General features: G+C 70.7%; 15 protein-coding genes. 8 read left to right on the top strand and 7 right to left on the bottom strand.

All coding sequences use genetic code 11. The features are described from left to right. Positions 1-2 precede the first annotated feature (2 nt). On the bottom strand, positions 3-956 hold the full coding sequence (locus AVR91_RS36490) for a helix-turn-helix transcriptional regulator (protein WP_083737882.1): 954 nt from the start codon (positions 954-956) through the stop codon (positions 3-5). A gap of 86 nt (positions 957-1,042) precedes the next feature. Between AVR91_RS36490 and AVR91_RS36485 the strand changes: the two genes are divergently transcribed. Further along, the gene (locus tag AVR91_RS36485) at positions 1,043-1,414 is read left to right on the top strand and encodes a VOC family protein (RefSeq protein WP_063274130.1); all 372 of its coding nucleotides are present in this window, start codon (positions 1,043-1,045) and stop codon (positions 1,412-1,414) included. Here the strand turns inward: AVR91_RS36485 and AVR91_RS36480 are convergent. Further along, positions 1,390-1,851: a MarR family winged helix-turn-helix transcriptional regulator gene (locus tag AVR91_RS36480; protein WP_063274131.1), complete on the bottom strand. Its 462-nt coding sequence runs from the start codon at positions 1,849-1,851 to the stop codon at positions 1,390-1,392. The two genes, AVR91_RS36485 and AVR91_RS36480, sit on opposite strands and share 25 nt — an antisense overlap. A gap of 62 nt (positions 1,852-1,913) precedes the next feature. On the opposite strand from AVR91_RS36480, the gene AVR91_RS36475 reads away from it, so the two are divergent. Together AVR91_RS36475 and AVR91_RS36470 are read left to right on the top strand one after the other, a co-directional pair. After that, on the top strand, positions 1,914-2,270 hold the full coding sequence (locus AVR91_RS36475; protein ID WP_063274132.1) for a hypothetical protein: 357 nt from the start codon (positions 1,914-1,916) through the stop codon (positions 2,268-2,270). Positions 2,271-2,330: 60 nt separating this feature from the next. Further along, positions 2,331-3,101, top strand: a complete 771-nt coding sequence (locus AVR91_RS36470) for a dioxygenase family protein (RefSeq protein ID WP_063274133.1) — start codon at positions 2,331-2,333, stop codon at positions 3,099-3,101. Here AVR91_RS36470 and AVR91_RS36465 read toward each other — a convergent pair. Then, a complete protein-coding gene (locus tag AVR91_RS36465) occupies positions 3,098-4,264 on the bottom strand; it encodes an MFS transporter (protein WP_063274134.1) in 1,167 nt (388 codons plus the stop codon). The two genes, AVR91_RS36470 and AVR91_RS36465, sit on opposite strands and share 4 nt — an antisense overlap. Before the next feature lie 90 nt (positions 4,265-4,354). Between AVR91_RS36465 and AVR91_RS36460 the strand changes: the two genes are divergently transcribed. Further along, positions 4,355-5,545, top strand: a complete 1,191-nt coding sequence (locus tag AVR91_RS36460; RefSeq protein WP_063274135.1) for an ROK family transcriptional regulator — start codon at positions 4,355-4,357, stop codon at positions 5,543-5,545. Between the two features lie 74 nt (positions 5,546-5,619). Here the strand turns inward: AVR91_RS36460 and AVR91_RS36455 are convergent, their stop codons facing one another. Further along, positions 5,620-8,832: a beta strand repeat-containing protein gene (locus AVR91_RS36455; RefSeq protein ID WP_083715340.1), complete on the bottom strand. Its 3,213-nt coding sequence runs from the start codon at positions 8,830-8,832 to the stop codon at positions 5,620-5,622. A 194-nt stretch (positions 8,833-9,026) separates the two neighbouring features. Then, complete coding sequence (locus tag AVR91_RS36450; protein ID WP_063274137.1) at positions 9,027-10,022, bottom strand: hypothetical protein; 996 nt, start codon at positions 10,020-10,022, stop codon at positions 9,027-9,029. A gap of 271 nt (positions 10,023-10,293) precedes the next feature. Between AVR91_RS36450 and AVR91_RS36445 the strand changes: the two genes are divergently transcribed. From AVR91_RS36445 to AVR91_RS36435, 3 genes are read left to right on the top strand one after another with little or no spacing between them, the layout of a single operon-like run. After that, positions 10,294-11,490: an AI-2E family transporter gene (locus AVR91_RS36445; RefSeq protein ID WP_063274138.1), complete on the top strand. Its 1,197-nt coding sequence runs from the start codon at positions 10,294-10,296 to the stop codon at positions 11,488-11,490. Beyond that, the gene (macS, locus tag AVR91_RS36440; protein WP_063274139.1) at positions 11,487-12,653 is read left to right on the top strand and encodes a MacS family sensor histidine kinase; all 1,167 of its coding nucleotides are present in this window, start codon (positions 11,487-11,489) and stop codon (positions 12,651-12,653) included. Before AVR91_RS36445 ends, macS begins: the two co-directional genes overlap by 4 nt. Next, a complete protein-coding gene (locus tag AVR91_RS36435; protein ID WP_063274140.1) occupies positions 12,650-13,309 on the top strand; it encodes a response regulator in 660 nt (219 codons plus the stop codon). Before macS ends, AVR91_RS36435 begins: the two co-directional genes overlap by 4 nt. A gap of 1 nt (position 13,310) precedes the next feature. Here the strand turns inward: AVR91_RS36435 and AVR91_RS36430 are convergent, their stop codons facing one another. Continuing rightward, entirely contained in the window at positions 13,311-14,342 is a 1,032-nt protein-coding gene (locus AVR91_RS36430) for a hypothetical protein (RefSeq protein ID WP_063274141.1), read from the bottom strand. An 84-nt stretch (positions 14,343-14,426) separates the two neighbouring features. Here AVR91_RS36430 and AVR91_RS36425 point away from each other — a divergent pair, with 84 nt between their 5' ends. Then, complete coding sequence (locus tag AVR91_RS36425; RefSeq protein ID WP_016338313.1) at positions 14,427-15,086, top strand: DUF1707 SHOCT-like domain-containing protein; 660 nt, start codon at positions 14,427-14,429, stop codon at positions 15,084-15,086. On the opposite strand, the gene AVR91_RS36420 is transcribed toward AVR91_RS36425, so the two are convergent. Beyond that, positions 15,083-16,486, bottom strand: a complete 1,404-nt coding sequence (locus AVR91_RS36420) for an MFS transporter (protein ID WP_063274142.1) — start codon at positions 16,484-16,486, stop codon at positions 15,083-15,085. The genes AVR91_RS36425 and AVR91_RS36420 overlap by 4 nt on opposite strands. Between the last annotated feature and the right edge of the window lie 63 nt (positions 16,487-16,549).

Here is a 16,549-nt window from a genome sequence, read left to right as displayed (position 1 = left end):
GATCAGCGCGCCCGCTCGGCCAGCCGGGCCGCCAGCGCGCCGAACAGGTCACGAAGCTCGGCCGGCCGTTCGATGTCGAACGGCCGGTCGAGTGCGGCCAGCAGCGGCGGGATCCAGTCCAGCCGCTGCGCCCGGATGCGGGCACGCACCCGGTCGCCGTCGGTTTCGAGGGTGGCCACCGACGGCGGGAAGACCGCGCGGATCTCCTCCGGCGTCGCCTGGATCCGCACGGAGACGTCGTGCCGGTACGGCGTCTCGGCCAGCGCGGTCAGCACTCGCTCGGCCGGATCGAAACCGTCCGGCGCCTCGAAGGTCCCGGACCGCGTCTCGGCCGACTTGATCCGGTCGACGCGGAAGGTGCGCACCTCACCGCTGGCCGAATCGAAGCCGGTCAGGTACCACCGTCCGGAGTGCGCCACCACGCCGTACGGATGGACGACGCGTTCGCTCGCCCCGCCGTGACCGGCGAGATACGCGAGCCCGACGGGACGCCGGTCCCGCGCCGCCTCCGCGACGGTGAGCAGCACTTCGGCCTCGGCCGACAAGGCCTTGCGGGCGGGAGCGGTGAAGTCGGCGGTCTCCAGCAGTGCGTCCAACCGGCGTCCCAGCGCTTCGGGAAGCACCCGCCGGACCTTCGCGACCGCGCTCTCGACGGCCGCGACCGACGTGGTGATCAGCCCCGCACGCCGTCCCGCGACCAGGCCGAGCAGGACGGCCAGTGCCTCCTCGTCGGTGAGCATCAGCGGCGGCATCCGGTAGCCGGGGGCCAGCCGGTAGCCGCCGTACCGGCCGCGCACCGAGCGGACCGGGATGTCCAGGTCGACGAGGTGTTCGGCGTAGCGGCGGACAGTGCGCTCGTCCACGTCCAGCCGCTCGGCGAGCTCCCCGACGGTGCGTGTGCCGCCGCTCTGCAGGATCTCCAGCAGGGCGAGCACACGGGCGATGGGCCTGGTCACAAGCCGGAGAATACCGGGCGGATTCTGCCCGGTATTGCTCCTAGCGTGACCGGTGTCCCGCTTTCTGGCACCCGAAAGGATCCATCGTGCAGTTCGTTTCCGTCCGTGTGATCACCCACGACGTCGCCCGCCTCGCCGGTTTCTACGAGAAGGCGACCGGCCTCGACGCGCGGTGGCGCTCCGAGCAGTTCGCCGAACTCGTCGGCCCGTCGTGCACCTTGGCGATCGGCAGCGCCGAGACGATGCGGTTGTTCGGCGCGGGCGCCGCCGTGCCCGAATCGAACCGGACCGTGATCCTCGAATTCCGCGTCGAGGACGTCGACCGCGAGTACGAGCGGCTGGCGGACCTGACCGAGATCGTGCAGGAGCCGACCACGATGCCGTGGGGCAACCGGTCGCTGCTGTTCCGCGACCCCGACGGCAACCTGGTCAACTACTTCACGCCGAGTGCCCCGTAGTTCCGGACGAACGCGGTCAGCAACCGCGCGAATTCGCGACGGTCGCCGTCCGGCCAGTCCGCCATCGCCTCGGCGAACACAGAGCGGCGGAATTCGTGCATCCGCGTCACTTCGGCGCGCCCGGCCTCGGTGAGCACGAGGACGGCGCGGCGGCCGTCGCGCTGATCGGCCTCGCGCCGGAGGAAACCACCCTCGACCGCGCGGGCGACCAGGCGGCTCGCCCGCGGCTGGTCGATGGCCAACGCCGCCGCGAGGCTGGTGACGGTGCCCGGTTCGCCGCTCTCTTCAGCCGCCTCGACGGCGTCCAGGAGCCCCTGTATCGCCTGGTCCGGCATCGTTTCGGCGCGGTCGCGGGCGAGTTTCGACAGCGATCGCCTCGCCTGGCTTCGCCGGATGGCGATCATCGCGCGTTCCACGTCGGCCACGGCGTCCGTCATTGCCCGTCCTCACCAAATGCATGTATTTTTACATGTAGTTGTCGTCTGCCTCAGGAGTATCCATGAAGCCCATCGGATTCTGGTTCGCCCACCTTCACCAGGCTCTCGAATCTTCACTGGACCGCATCCTCGCCACCGAGGCACTGACCCGCCGCCACTGGCAGGTCCTGAACACGGGAGCGTCGCCCGCCGAGGCACTGAAGCCGTTCGGAGATCTCCGGGAAACCATCGCCGACCTGCGCCTTCGCGGCTGGATCGACGAGGACGGCCTGACCGGAGCAGGCCGGGCGGCGCACCTCCGGCTGAAGACCAAGGTCGATGAGTTCCGAACTCGCGTGACCGAAGGCATCGGCGACGACGAGTACCGGGCGACGGTCGGCGTACTGGAACGCATGGCGGCGAACCTCGCCCGGGAATAAGGCGAAGGCGGCCGACGTCGTCTATCCTGGTAGTTGAAAGTTCAAACACCTGGAGCTGACATGACGCCGGTGCTCTACCTCAGCCACGGCGCGCCGCCGCTCGCCGACGACGCCACCTGGACCCGCCAGCTCGCCGGCTGGTCGGCGGACCTCGAGAAACCGAAGGCGATCCTCGTCGTCTCGGCGCACTGGGAAGAGGCGCCGCTGACCCTCGGCGCCACCACAACGGTGCCGCTGGTCTACGACTTCTGGGGCTTCCCGGATCGCTACTACCAGGTGGAATACGCCGCGCCCGGCGCTCCCGCACTGGCGGACAAGGTGCGCAAACTCCTGCGCTCGTCCCAGACTCCGGTCCACGACGCGCCCGACCGCGGCCTCGATCACGGCGCGTACGTCCCGCTCGTGGAGATGTACCCCGACGCCGACATCCCGGTGCTGCAGGTGTCGATGCCGTCGCTGGACCCGCGGGAGCTGTTCGACCTGGGCCGGAAGCTCGCGCCACTGCGCGACGAAGGCGTGCTGATCATCGGCAGCGGCTTCTTCACCCACAACCTGAGCGCCATGCGCGAGACCGACGGCACCGACGGGACGCCGCCGTCATGGTCGAGCGAATTCGACCACTGGGGTGCGGAAACCCTGCGCGAAGGCGACCTCGACGCGTTGCTGGACTTCCAGCGCAAGGCCCCCGCCGCGGCGATCGCGCACCCCAGGATCGAGCACTTCGCGCCGCTGTTCGTTTCGCTCGGCGCGAGCTCTTCGGAGGGCAAAGGCGAGACCGTGATCGACGGCTACTGGCACGGCCTCGCCAAGCGTTCCCTCCAGTTCGACTAGCGGGATCGCAGTACACCGGCGCCCGCCACCAAACCGAGCGCCAGCAACGTGACCACCGCGAAGGACACCGTCAGCGACGTCAGGTCGGCGATCCCGCCGATGAGCGACGGCGCGACGAGACCCGACGAATAGGTGATGGTCGCGACGCCAGCGATCGACTGGCTCGGCGTCGGCCCGCTGCGTCCTGCCGCCGCGAAGGCGAGCGGCACGACGACGGAGACACCGAGTCCGATCAAGGCGAAACCGGCCATCGCCATCACCGGATGGACGGCGAAGACGACCAGCAGGCCGCCCGCGGTCGCGAACACCCCGCCCGCGCGGACGGTCTTGACCGAGCCGAAGCGCCGCACCAGCGCGTCGCCCGAGAGCCGCGCGACCGCCATCGTGCAGGTGAACGCGGTGGTCGACGCGGCCGCGATGCCCGGTGAGGTGCCGAGGACGTCACGCAGGTAGACGGCGGACCAGTCGAGGCTCGCCCCCTCGGCGAAGACGGCGCAGAACGCGACGGCACCGATGATCACGGCCGACTTCGGCGGCAGCGCGAACCTCGGCGGCGGGTGCTCGTCGGGTGCGCTCCGGACGTCGAAAACCCCCTGGCAGATGAGTGCGCCGGCGACGGTGAGCACGGCCGACGCGATCACGAAGTGGATCCGGGCGTCCAAGCCGGCGTGCGCGGCGAGCGTGCCCGCCGCGGAGCCGACGAGCGCGCCCGTGGTCCACATGCCGTGCAGCCCCGACATGACCGACTTGCCCATCTTCTCCTCGACGTCGACGCCGAGGGCGTTCATCAGCACGTCCGAAGTCCCGGCCGCGGTGCCCATGACGAACAGCGCGAGACACAGGGTGACGAGGTTTCCCGCCAGGGACGGGAGGATCAGCGCCAGCGTCCAGTACGCGAGCAACAGCCGGAGCCCCAGCCTGCCGCCGAGCCGGTGCCCGATCCGCGCGGCGAGCGGCATGGTGAGCGAGGCACCGATGGCGGGAAAGGCGAGCGCGAGGCCGAGCTGGCCCGCGCTGATCCCCGCGTGTTCCTGGATCCAGGGGATCCGGGTGGCGAAACTGCCGGTCACCGCGCCGTGTACGGCGAAGACGGCGGCGATGGCGACCCGCGCCTGCCGCACCCGCCGCGTCGGCCCGCCGACGGTTTCCACTGTGTTGGTCACTGGGCCCCCAAGGTCCATGAGACGACTCGACGGCGTCAGCGTAAACTATCAGGAAGGGAACCTGATAATTAATTCTGGGAGGATCTGCCGGTGAGTGTCATCCGGACGCCGTCCGCCTCCCCGAGCACGGCGCGTGCCATCAACGACCGTCTCGCCCTCGACCTGCTCCACCGCGAGGGCTCGCTGACGGCCGCCCAGCTCAAGACGTTGACCGGGCTTTCCCGGCCGACGGTCGCGGACCTCGTCGAGCGGCTGCGGGACGCGGGCCTGATCGAAATCGTCGGCGAGGCGGGCGCGGACCGCCGGGGCCCGAACGCGAAGCTGTACGGCATCGTCGCCGAACGCGCGTACCTCGCCGGGCTCGACGTCCGCACCCACGGCATCGCCGTTTCGGTCGCCGACCTGCTGGGCCTGACTCGCGCGGAGGCGTCGCTGCCGTTCGACCTGGACGTCGACACCGACGAGGCCGTGGAGCGGGCGATCGCCCTGCTGAAGTCCACCACCGCCGAAGCGGGCGCGTCCGCGCTGCACACGATCGCCGTCGGCGCCCCCGGTCTGGTCGACCCGGCGACCGGCGGGCTGCGGCACGCCGGGGGATTGCCCGCGTGGCACGGGAAACTCGTCGACGAACTCCGGCGGCGGCTGGGTGTCCCGGTGCTGCTGGAGAACGAGGTCAACCTCGCGGCCGCCGCCGAACAGCGGCTCGGCGCCGCCCGCGACCGGGACACGTTCGTCCTGCTGTGGCTGGGCTTCGGGGTCGGTGCGGCCGTCGTCCTCGACGGTTCGCTGCGGCGGGGCGCGTCGGGCGGCGCGGGCGAGATCGGGTTCCTGCCGATGCTGGGCCCCGGTCGGCTCCCGACCGCGACGGACTGCGACGGCGGCTTCCACACGCTGGCCGGCAGCGCCGCGCTCTGCGAACTGGCCCGCGCGCACGGCATCCCGGCGTCGCCTGCCGACGACGCCGCCGCGGCCGAAGCGGCCATCGGGTACGCGATCGACTCGAACGCCGAGGACTTCCTGGAGATCGTCGCGGAGCGGATCGCGATCGGCGCCGCCGCGGTCACCGCGGTACTGGACCCGGGCTGTCTCGTCCTCGGCGGGGAGATCGGCCGGGCAGGCGGCGACGCGCTGGCGGCACGGGTGAGCCGGCGGCTCTCGGAGATCTCACCGCTGCGGACCGAGGTGCGGGCGGGGACCGTCGGCGGGGGCGCGGTGCTGGCAGGCGCGGTGCTGACCGCGATGGGCGCCGCGCAGGACGCGCTTTTCACCCCGAGGGGCTGAACACGCAAAGCGGGCCCGGGAGTGTCTCCCGGGCCCGCTTCGGTTCATTCAGTGGCGCTAGCCGACTGGCAGGTTCACATGGTGTGGAACTTCTTGCCGGTCAGGGTGCCGATGAAGCGCTGGAACATGCTCAGCGGCGACGAGTCGACGCCAGCCAGAGCCGGGACCTGCGCGGTCGGCATCGCCGGGGTGCTGTTCACCGCGGGCAGGGTGCCCGTGGTGGGCAGCTGCACCGGCAGCGCACCGGCGGTGGGCAGCGCACCCGCGGTGGGCAGGTTGCCCGCGCCCGGGAGCTGCACCGGCAGCTTGCCCGTGGTGGGCAGGCCCTTGGTCAGCGCCGGGAGGGTCGGCAGCTGCGCGACCTTGGGGGCGTCCGCACGAGCGGCGTCACCGGGCAGACCCGGGGTCTTCGGCAGGGCCGGGACACCGGGCAGGGCCGGGGTGCCGGGCAGCTCGGGCAGGTCCGACTTCGGCAGCTGCGCCGGGATGTTCTGCAGCTGCTTCAGCGCGGTCAGGCCGGCCACCTGCACGGGCAGGGTCGCCACCTGGGGACCGTCGGCGCGGGCGCCACCGATCGCCGGGGTGGACGGCAGTGCGCCGGCACCGTCGAGCGCGGGGGCACCGAACGGCAGCGCGGGCAGCGCGTCGATCGGCATCTCCGAACCGACCGAGTCGGTGAAGGCGCGGGTGAACTCCTCCTCGTTGATCACGGTGGAGTCGGTCGAGTTCTCGTCCGCGATCGCCAGGATCGGGATCTCGAACTCGTTCAGCGGGATCACGAAGACCAGCGGGTGGTGGAAGTTGAAGCCCGAGAGGGCCGATCCGCTGCCGTCGGTGATGCTGTCGCCACCGGCCTGGCCGGTGATCATGCTGTCGGCTTCGGTCTCGGACACGGCACCCGCCACCGCGACGGCGTTCCCGAACACCTCGGGGTCGACCGCGGCCGGGATGTCGAGGATGTTGCCCGAGAGCGATCCGTCGAGACCGGAGGTCTCCACGTCGCCACCCGAAAGGGCGTCGACGGTGTTGGCGCCCTCGGCGTCGGCCAGACCGGCCGCCGCGACCGCGTCGTGGGTGACCGGCACGATCGGCAGCGCCTGCGCGCCGATGATGTTGCCCGAAACCGCGCCCTCGTCACCGGTGGTGGTGGCGTCGCCGCCGGCCTCCGACAGGACGTCGCTGACGCTGTCGCCCTCGGCGATGCCCGCACCGGCGATGCCGTGCCCGGTCACCGGAACCGCGCCGCCGACCGGCGTCTGGACGATGTTGCCCGCCAGCGCGCCTTCTTCACCGTTCGCGGTGGCGTCGCCGCCCGCGTTCGAGTCGGTGAGGTTCGTGCCCGTGCCCGAGGCGATCCCGCCGAGCACCGCGGCGAAGTTGTGCGCCTGGACCGGCAGGGAGACCGGACCGTAGACCAGGTTGCCCGAGCCCGCGCCACCGTCACCGGTCGCGTGGACGTCGCCGCCCGCGTTGGAGGTGGTGTCACCGTCGGCGCCGCCGTGGCCCTGGCCGATGAACGCGCCACCGATCCCGAACGCCTGCACCGGCAGCGAAACCGGCACGGTGCCCAGGTTGGAGCTGAGGAAGCCGTTGTCGTCGGCGGTGTTCCCGCCGCCGCCGCCGGAGACGACCTTGGTCTCCTCGGCCGAGGCGGTGCTCTGACCGATGAACGAGCCACCGACGCCGAAGACCTCGGCCGGAACGGCGGCCGGGACCTGGACGATGTTGCCCGAGCCGGACGAGTCGTTGCCCGTGGTGCCGTCGTACGCACCCGCGGTCACGGTCTTCGTCTCGGACGCCTCGGCGGTCGCCTGTCCGATGTGCGAGCCGGCGACGCCGAACACCTCGGGGGCCAGCGCGGCCTGGGTGTTGACGACGTTGCCCGCCAGGGTGGAGTCGTCACCCGTGGTGTGGGTGCCGTTCCCGGCGTTCGCGTCGACGGTGTTCTCGCACGAGGCGACGTTGGCGCTGCCGATGTAGGTGCCCGCGATGCAGGTCACCTCGACGGGAGCGGCCACGGCCGGGTCGACGATGTTGCCGCCGCCCGCGGAGCCTTCGCCCTCGCTGCTGATGAACCCACCGGCGTCGACGGTGCTGGACTGGCTGGTCCCGCCTTCCGTGCCGGTGTTCGCGAGGCCGATCCAGCTGGCGGCCACGCCGCCGACGTTCGCGACGTCCGCGGTCTGCGGCACGATCGCGTTACCCGCGACGGCCGAGTCCTCGCCGGAGGTCTGCACGTAGCTGGGGACGTTGCTCCAGCCGGGGGTGGTGTCACCGGCGGTGGCGTCCGCGGAGGAGCTGCTGTTGGAGTTCGCGAGCGAGCCCCACGCGGCGGCCGCGTTGTCGTTCACCTTCACCGGGAGGGCGATCGGCACCGCGCCGACGTTGCCGCCGAGGGCGGAGTCGTCACCGTCGGTCTCGACCCAGCCGCCGGAGGTGGCTTCGGTCTCGGCCTCGTAGCCGGAGCTGTTGGCGTTGCCGATGATCCAGGAGGCGGCGTTGCCGGTGACCTGGACCGGGGTGGCGAACTGGCCGGCCACCACGTTGCCGGACAGGGCGGAGCCCTCGCCGTCGGTGGTGATGTTGCCGGTCTCGGTGGTGCTCTGGCTGGCGGAACCGCCGACCACGCGGCCGGTGCCGCCGGCGAGCCCGCCGCCGTTGCCTGCGATCTGCACGGGCAGTGCCCAGTCGAGGGACACGACGTTCCCGGCGAGGCTGGAGTCCTCACCGGTGGTCTCGATGTCCTGGTTGTGCGCCCAGGTCTGGTCGTGCGTGCCGCCCTCGACCTCGGCGTCGCCGATCACGCCGATGGCGTTGTCGACGATCTGGATCGGGACGACGACGTCACCGACGACCTTGTTGCCCTTGAGGATGTCGTCGGTGGTGGTGAACCCACCGCCGGTCACCCCGCCGCTGACCTGACGGGCCGAGTCCTTGGCCGCCAGCGGGGCCGGGACCGCGTTCTTGCCGGAAAGGCTGGGGAGCCCTCCACCGATGCCGTCGGTGCTGCCGCCGGGCGACGAAGCCGAGTCCAGCGCCTCCGAGACGGGCTTGGTGACGGCCTTGGTGCTGATCTCGCCCTTGTAGCCGGGGAGGTCGGCCTGGCCGAGGGGCGTGCCAACGGCGTTGTTGTCGATCTCGACCGGAACGGTGACGTTCGCGTCGAGCGGGGAGGCCGGGGTGTCGGGGTTGACCTGTTCGTCAGCCGAGGCGATGCCGGTGCCCAGCATCAACAACCCACCCGTGACCAACGCGGTCTGGAGTCCGCGCTTTGCCCAGGATTGCATGGGGTTTTTCTCCTTCATTTCGGGTTCCCTTTCGGGTCTGAGGAGGTGCCTTCGAACAGGCACCAGAGGGGGGTGGAGCGAGTGCGGGCGCGACAAAGCGCACCGCCGTTTCGCGGGGGATCAGGAGCGGACGCGAAGCCAAGCCCGGAATCGGGAGGCGTGAGGCGCGTCGGCTACCCCGCGGAGGGAGGTGTTCAGTCGGGAGTGACGCCGGGCTGCGAGCCCGGGGTGAGCGGCATGTACCGCGTGCCTGCCAGCGCGTAGCCGGTCAGGGAACGCTCGACGGCGGCGGCGACCCAGGCGGGAACGCCGTGGGTCAGGCCGTCGAGGTGACCACCGGGGGCGGAGCCGCCGGGGACAGTCGGGAAGGAAGGCGCGGCGGGAAGCGGCGCCGGGGTGATCGGACGCGGGAGGTCACCACGGTGACCGTCACGCGACGGGACGTCCTCGACCTGGTCGAAGGCATCGTGCGACTGCACGAAGGCCGGCATCGGGAGGACGGTCTCGGCGGAAGCGGGGAACTGCGTCGTCGCCAGCTGCGCGAAGTCGGTGACCTGTTCGCCGGCGCCGATGGTGTCCAGCGGGGAGTCGGGGTCCACCGGGGATTCGCCGACCGGGAGTTCCGGGACGAGGTCGCCGTGGCCGTTCCGGTCCAGGAGTTCCCAGACGCCGGGCGTCGGAGCGAAGGTCTCGTCCAGCACCTGTCGGGTGTCCTGCGGCTTGCGCACGATGTGCTCGACCGCGCCGAGGGTCCGCTTGACCGGGGTGACCACCGAGCGGTCCGCGAAGTCGGTGACCGCGTCGCTGACGCGGGTCGAGACCTCGTGCTGATCGGCACGGAGGTCGCCGCAGTGGTGCTTCGCGGGAGCGGACGCGTTCTCGCCCGGCATCGACCACGTGGTGGCGTCCTGGTGGGCTTCGCCGCACATCGCGCCTGCGACGTCGCCGGCGAACTTCGAGGCGCCGCCGGAAACATCGGTCAGGCCTGCCGCGGTGGCGTCGGTGACCGGGGTGACGCTGGTTTCGGGAGCGGAGACCACCGGGGCGACGTCCGCGGAGGCGGAAGCACCGGAAAGGGCCCACGCCGCGGCGGAACCGGCGACGGCACCACCGAGCACGAACAGCGCACGCGAAGCGAGACGGCCGAAGCGCACAGCGCCCCGCCTCTCGTTCTTCGCCGCGTTCGTCACTCGGTCTCCTGTCGCTTCGGTTCGTGGTTGCGGGACCGAGGTAAGCAAAGTGCGGAAGGCTTGCGCGAGTTTGAAGGGACTTGATGGCACGATCGTGTGAAGAACACACGGTGTAACCCGAAATCACGATCGGTGATCAAGGCTGGCGGGGCCCGGTTACTCCCGAGTCGATCAACGGGCGATGTGTCAAGCGTCGCATCGGGCGAATTCGCCTCTCGCGCGTTGCCCTGAATGTTCAAGAAACGTCGCCTCGGACCGATACGGTGTCCGCGTGAGCGAGCCCCAGCGCAAGCAGCCGGAATTCGACCCGGCGAACCCGTTCCTTTCGGAATCCACCGAAGACGTCACCAACCTCGTGCCCCGCGGCCTGCGGATCGGCGCGGCGTTGTCGTGGCGCTTCATCGTGGTGATCGCCGCGCTCTACGTCATCGTGTTCCTCATCGGCTATCTGTCGGTGGTCGTGATCCCGTTGTCGATCGCGCTGCTGCTGGCCGCGCTGCTCGCGCCGGCGGTCTCCAAGCTGACGGCGCTGAGATTCCCGCGCGGGCTGGCCGCCGGGATAGTGCTGATCGCGGGCCTCGCGGTGCTCGGCGGGCTGCTGACGTTCGTCGTCGCGCAGTTCTCCTCCGGCCTGCCGGAGCTGCAGAAACAGCTGACGGAGAGCCTCAACCAGATCAAGGTCTGGCTCATCGACGGGCCGCTGCACCTGCGCCAGGAGCAGATCCAGGAGTTCATCAACCAGGCGATCAGCTTCCTGCAGAACAACCAGGCGTCGATCACCACCACGGCGCTCACCACCGCGGGCACGGTCGGCGAGATCGTCACCGGTTTCATCCTGACGCTGTTCATCCTCATCTTCTTCCTCTCCGGCGGCGACCAGATCTGGAAGTTCCTGGTCCGCGGGGTGCCGGGCCGGGTGCGGAACCGCGTCGACGTCGCGGGACGGCGTGGCTTCGCGTCGCTGGTCAGCTACGTGCGCGCGACGGCGGCGGTGGCCGTGGTCGACGCGGTCGGTATCGGCATCGGCCTGGCGATCGTCGGCGTGCCGCTGGTGATCCCGCTGGCGACGCTGGTGTTCCTCGGCGCCTTCATCCCGATCATCGGCGCGGTGATCGCGGGCGCGGTCGCGGTGCTGATCGCGCTGGTGACGAAGGGCGTCGTCGGCGCGCTGATCGTGCTGGCCATCGTCATCGGCGTCATGCAGCTGGAGAGCCACGTGCTGCAGCCGATCCTGCTCGGCCGCGCGGTGAAGCTGCACCCGCTCGCCGTGGTGCTCGCGATCACCGCCGGTCTCGTCGCCGCCGGGATCGCCGGCGCGCTGCTGTCGGTGCCGCTGCTCGCGGTGCTCAACGCCGGTATCCGGTCCCTGTTGCACGAACAAGATCCCGATCCGGCCGAGATCGACGTCCTGCGGGATCAGGCGGCGCAGCCGAACGATTCCGGGGAAGAGTCCGAAGCCAAGTCATGACCGAACCCCCGCTCTGGCGCGCCGTTTCGGCGCTCGGCACGCGGGACCCGGCCACCCCGCTGTGGCGCGGGGTGATCGTGCTTCGCGTGACGACGCTGCTCTTCGCGCTCGGCTCGTTCATCGTCCATTACGACGGCTACGCGAATAAGTGGCTCGCGTGGACGTCGTTCGGCGTGATGACGCTGTGGACGGTGCTGAGCAGCGTGTTCTACGCGCGGCCGTCGAGCCGTTGGCCGTGGCTGGTCGGCGTCGATCTCGCGCTGACCGTCGCCCTCATGTTCACCTCGGCGTGGATCCTGACCACCGCGCAGTTCGACGCCAACACCCCGCTCATCACGACGGTGTGGGCGGCGGTCCCGCCCGCGGCCGCCGGGACTCGGTTCGGCGCGCTCGGCGGGGTGCTCGCCGGGCTGGTGGTCTCGGTGGTCACCGGGCTGGTGCGCTGGCGGTTCGACGTCGACGTCGCGAGGGACGGTTTCCTGCTCACCGCGAGCGGGTTCGTCATCGGGCTCGCCGCGACCATGGCCCGCCGGTCCGCCGACGCGCTGACCAGGGCGTTGCGCATGGAGGCCGCGACGGCCGAACGGGAGCGGCTCGCCCGTTCGATCCACGACAGCGTCCTCCAGGTGCTCGCACGGGTGCGCAAACGCGGCGCCGAATTCGGCGGGGAGGCCGCCGAACTGGCGAAACTGGCCGGTGAGCAGGAGATCGCGCTGCGCGCGCTGGTCACCACTGAGCCCACGCATTCGAGCGAGAACGGGACCACCGACCTCCGGTCCGCGCTGCAGCTGCTCGCGACGCCGTCCGTGCAGGTCTCGACGCCGGCGGGCGAGGTCCAATTGCCCGAGCACGTGACCTCGGAGCTGGTGGCCGTGGCGCGCGAGGCGTTGTCGAACGTCGAAAAGCACGCGGGCGAAGACGCGCATGCCTGGGTGCTGCTGGAGGACCTGGGCACCGAGGTCGTGGTCAGCGTCCGCGACGACGGCCCGGGAATCGCGCCCGGTGTCCTGGAACGCGCGGCGGCCGAGGGACATCTAGGTATCGCGGAGTCCATCAAGGGACGGGTGCGGGATCTGGGCGGGAGCGTCGCCCTGGACACCGCGCCCGGCCAGGGCACGGAATGGGAAGTCAAGGTTCCAGTGGCGGCGAGGGGGAAGCGATGACCGAAGCGCCTCAGGTCTCGGTGATGGTGGTCGACGACCATCCGATGTGGCGGGACGGCGTCGCGCGCGACCTGGCCGAGCACGGGTTCGACGTGAAGGCCACCGCGCCGGACGCGCCCGCCGCGGTGCGGATCGCGCGGACGGTCCGGCCGGACGTCGTGCTGATGGACCTCAACCTCGGCGAGACGTCGGGTGTCGAAGCCACCCGCGAGATCACCGCGGAACTGCCGTCGACGAAGGTGCTCGTACTGTCCGCGAGCGGCGAGCACAGCGACGTCCTCGAGGCGGTCAAGGCCGGAGCGTCGGGATACCTGGTGAAATCGGCCTCGGCGAGCGAGCTGGTGGACGCGGTCAAGCGGACCGCGGCCGGCGACCCGGTGTTCACCGCCGGACTGGCCGGGCTCGTCCTCGGCGAGTACCGCCGCATGGCCGACGCGCCGGACGACGGGCCCGCGCCGCCGCGGCTGACCGAACGCGAGACCGACGTCCTGCGCCTGGTCGCGAAGGGGATGACGGCGCGGCAGATCGCCGAGAAGCTCGTGCTTTCGCACCGGACGGTGGAGAACCACGTCCAGTCGACGCTGCGGAAACTCCAGCTGCACAACCGCGTCGAACTCGCCCGCTACGCCATCGAGCACGGGTTGGACGAGGAGTAGCTCACCCCTGGCCGATCGTCACCACCCGCTGGTTCCGCTCGGCGGGCAGCGGGGTTTTGACGACCGTCCACTGTGGCCGGTCGAGCCGCCAGCTCGCGACGACGTCCGTGGCGAGCACCAGGCTGTCGTCCTCGGTCCATTCGACCGCGGCCCGCTTGAGCTCGGTCGCGATCGGGGTCGAGGGCGCATGTGTCCAGGTCAGCGTGTCGAGGGCGAGCACCCAGACGTCGGCGGTCTGCGTGGCCGTCCCCGCCCAGGCCGGGTCGCCGAACAGCACGGCGACCTTGTAACCGTCGCGGCTCGGCACCACCGGTCCCGGTTTGCCGTTGGCCACCGGCAGCTTGACCGGTGTGCGCTGGTTGTTCCGCAGGTCGAGCACGGAGAACTCGGTCAGCTCGGCCAGCAGCATCCGCTCCTTGGTGATCGCGAGGACACGCGGGAACTGGTGCACGGCGCGGCCGGTGGCGGGGTCGATCAGCACGTCCTCGGCGGTGGCCGTCCCGGTGTTCACCGTGATCAGCAGGCCCTGCGGCACCTCTTGGCGCACCGCCATCGTGCAGCTCGCCGGACGGCCGCGCCCGCGCTCGACGCCGAGCAAGGAGACGTATTGGAGGCGGCAGAGGTCGTCGCCGTCGTCGCGGATCAGCCAGACACCGCTCTCGTCGGCGGCCGGGGCCACACTGCGGGCCTTGCCGAGTCTCCAGGGCTGGTTCTTGGGATCGCCGTAGACGAGCACCTCGGACGGTTCCAGGCACGACGGCCCGCAGCGGCCTGCCGACAGCACGACCGGGAACTTGCCGACGCGGATGACGTCGTTGACCCGGTCACCGCCCGGAACACCGGGCAGCGGGGTGGTGGCGCCGGTGGCGGGATCGAGCATCGACGGCGGTGAGGTCGCCATGACGAGCCGGAAACCGCTGTAGTCCACCGGGATGCCTTCGAGCTTCGACGCCGGCGGGGCCGTCGGCTCCGGGACGGCTTCCGGCGGGTTCGCTTCGACAGTGCATCCGGTCAGCAGCAGGACAGCCGCCACCAGGGCGGCACAGGGGAGAAATGCGGGTCTGTTCAGGGTATTTCCCCGATCTCGCGCGTGAGAATCGGTTCTACCATTCCTGGCATGGGCGAGGAAGAGCAGCCGGCGACCGAAACCAAGCCGTTGACCGGACGGGACATCCGGGTCTCCGACGCGGAGCGCGAACACGTCGTCGAGGTCCTGCAGAAGGCGATCGGCCTCGGGATGCTGAACCTCGACGAGTTCACCGAACGGACCGACCGCGCCCTCGCCTCGAAGACCCGCGGTGAGCTGAACGCGGTGCTCACCGATCTGCCCGGCCTGGTGCATCCCGAAGCCGGGATGGTGCGGCAACAGCAGAACCCGTGGGCGCCGCCGCAGCAGCAGCCCGCCTACGCCTCGACGTCCGGTGTCATGGAACTCAACGGCAAGTACTCGGCGTTGCAGCGCAACGGGAACTGGCTCGTCCCCGAGTCGATGGTGATCCGGAACAAGTACGGCGCCACGAAACTGGACTTCTCCCAGGCCGAGATCCGGTATCCCGTGGTGCACATCGAACTGCAGGCCAAATGGGGGCCGGTGGAGATCACCATCCCCGAGGACGGCGCCGTCGACACGAACTCGATCACCGACATCAAGTTCGGCAACCTCGACGACCGGACCCGCTCGAACGGCCGCCCCGGCACGCCCCGGTTCGTCATCACCGGGCGCGTGCACGGGGGGTCGCTGATCATCAAGTACCCGCGGCGGGGGTTTTTCGGCTAGATGTGGCGCAGGTGCCGGACCACGAAGTACGCGACCGCGGCCAGCACCAGCGCCGCCAGCGCGGACACCGCGTGCATCCCGCTGGCGAACGCGTCATGCGCCGGAACGGCGTCGGCGAGCCGGGACCGGGTGACCGCGTTGCCCAGCGTCCCGACGGTCGCGATCCCCAGCGCGTAGCCGAATTCGTTGCCGGTCTGCGAAAGCGAGGCCGCCGAACCGGCCTTCTCCGGCGGCACGGAGCCGACGACCAGATCCGTGCCCAGGGTGATCAGCGGGCCGCCGCACAGGCAGGTGATGGCGAAGGCGATCGACGGGACGACCGGACCGGCTCCGGGCTCGACCTGCGTGAGCAGCAGGAACCCCGCGATCGCGCCGGCCAGCCCGGTGGCGATCAGGGTCGCGGGGCGGATACGACGGGCGAGGATCGGGGCGGCCAGGAAGCTGACGGTCGAGGCCAGCATGCCGGGCAGCAGCGCCAGCGCGGCGCCGACCGGGGAAAGTTCCAGGACGATCTGGAAGAACTGCGCGACGAAGAGCATGGTCGTGCCGCCCAGCATGGAGAACGCGCACATCCCGCCCAACGCCGTCGAGAACGCCCGGCCGCGGAACAGCGCCAGGTCGATCAGCGGGTCCTGGAGGATTCGCTGGCGCCGCACGAACACCACGCCGAAGCCGAGACCGATCAGGAGCGAGGCCACCGGGACCACGTGCACACCCTCGCGGGCGAGTTCCTTGATGCCGTAGACCGCGGGAAGGATCGTGACCAGCGAAAGCGCGACGCTCACCAGGTCGAGACGGCCGGCGTTCTCGTTGCGGTACTCGGGCAGGAGCTTCGGGCCGACGACGAGCAGCAGGACCATGGCGGGAACGCCGAGCAGGAACACCGAACCCCACCAGAAGTGCTCCAGCAGCACGCCGCCGACCATCGGCCCCACGATCGCGCCGACGGTGAAGCAGCCCGCCCAGATACCGATCGCGAGCGAACGCTGACGGCTGTCGGAGAACAGGTTGCTGATCAGGGCGAGCGTCGACGGCGCCAGCGTCGCACCGGCGATCCCGAGGATCGCGCGGGCGGCGATGAGCATCAGCGCGCTGGTCGAGAACGCGGCCAGCACGGAGGCCAGCCCGAACGCCGTGGCGCCGATGAGCAGCAGTTTCCGGCGGCCGATGCGGTCGCCGAGGGTGCCCATGGTGACCATGAACCCGGCGATCATGAAACCGTAGACGTCCATGATCCACAGCTGCTGGGTGCCGTCGGCGCCGAGGCTCTGGCTGAGCTTCGGCAGCGCGAGGATCAGCACGAACACGTCGAGGGAGACCAGGAAGGTGGGCAGGGCCAGCACGGCCAGCCCGACCCATTCCCGGCGTCCGGCCCGCGTCGGGGTCATGGTGGTCGTCATGGTCCGGTCCTTTCGTCGCTTCGGTGTCTTCACCTAGGCGTCGAAGTGGTGGACCGGATTTCG

Origin of the sequence: Amycolatopsis keratiniphila subsp. keratiniphila (assembly GCF_001620365.2) — a bacterium.
Classification (GTDB): Bacteria; Actinomycetota; Actinomycetes; order Mycobacteriales; family Pseudonocardiaceae; genus Amycolatopsis; species Amycolatopsis keratiniphila.
The sequence above is the reverse complement of the archived record's forward strand: the minus strand, read 5'-3'. Positions and strand labels throughout refer to the sequence as shown.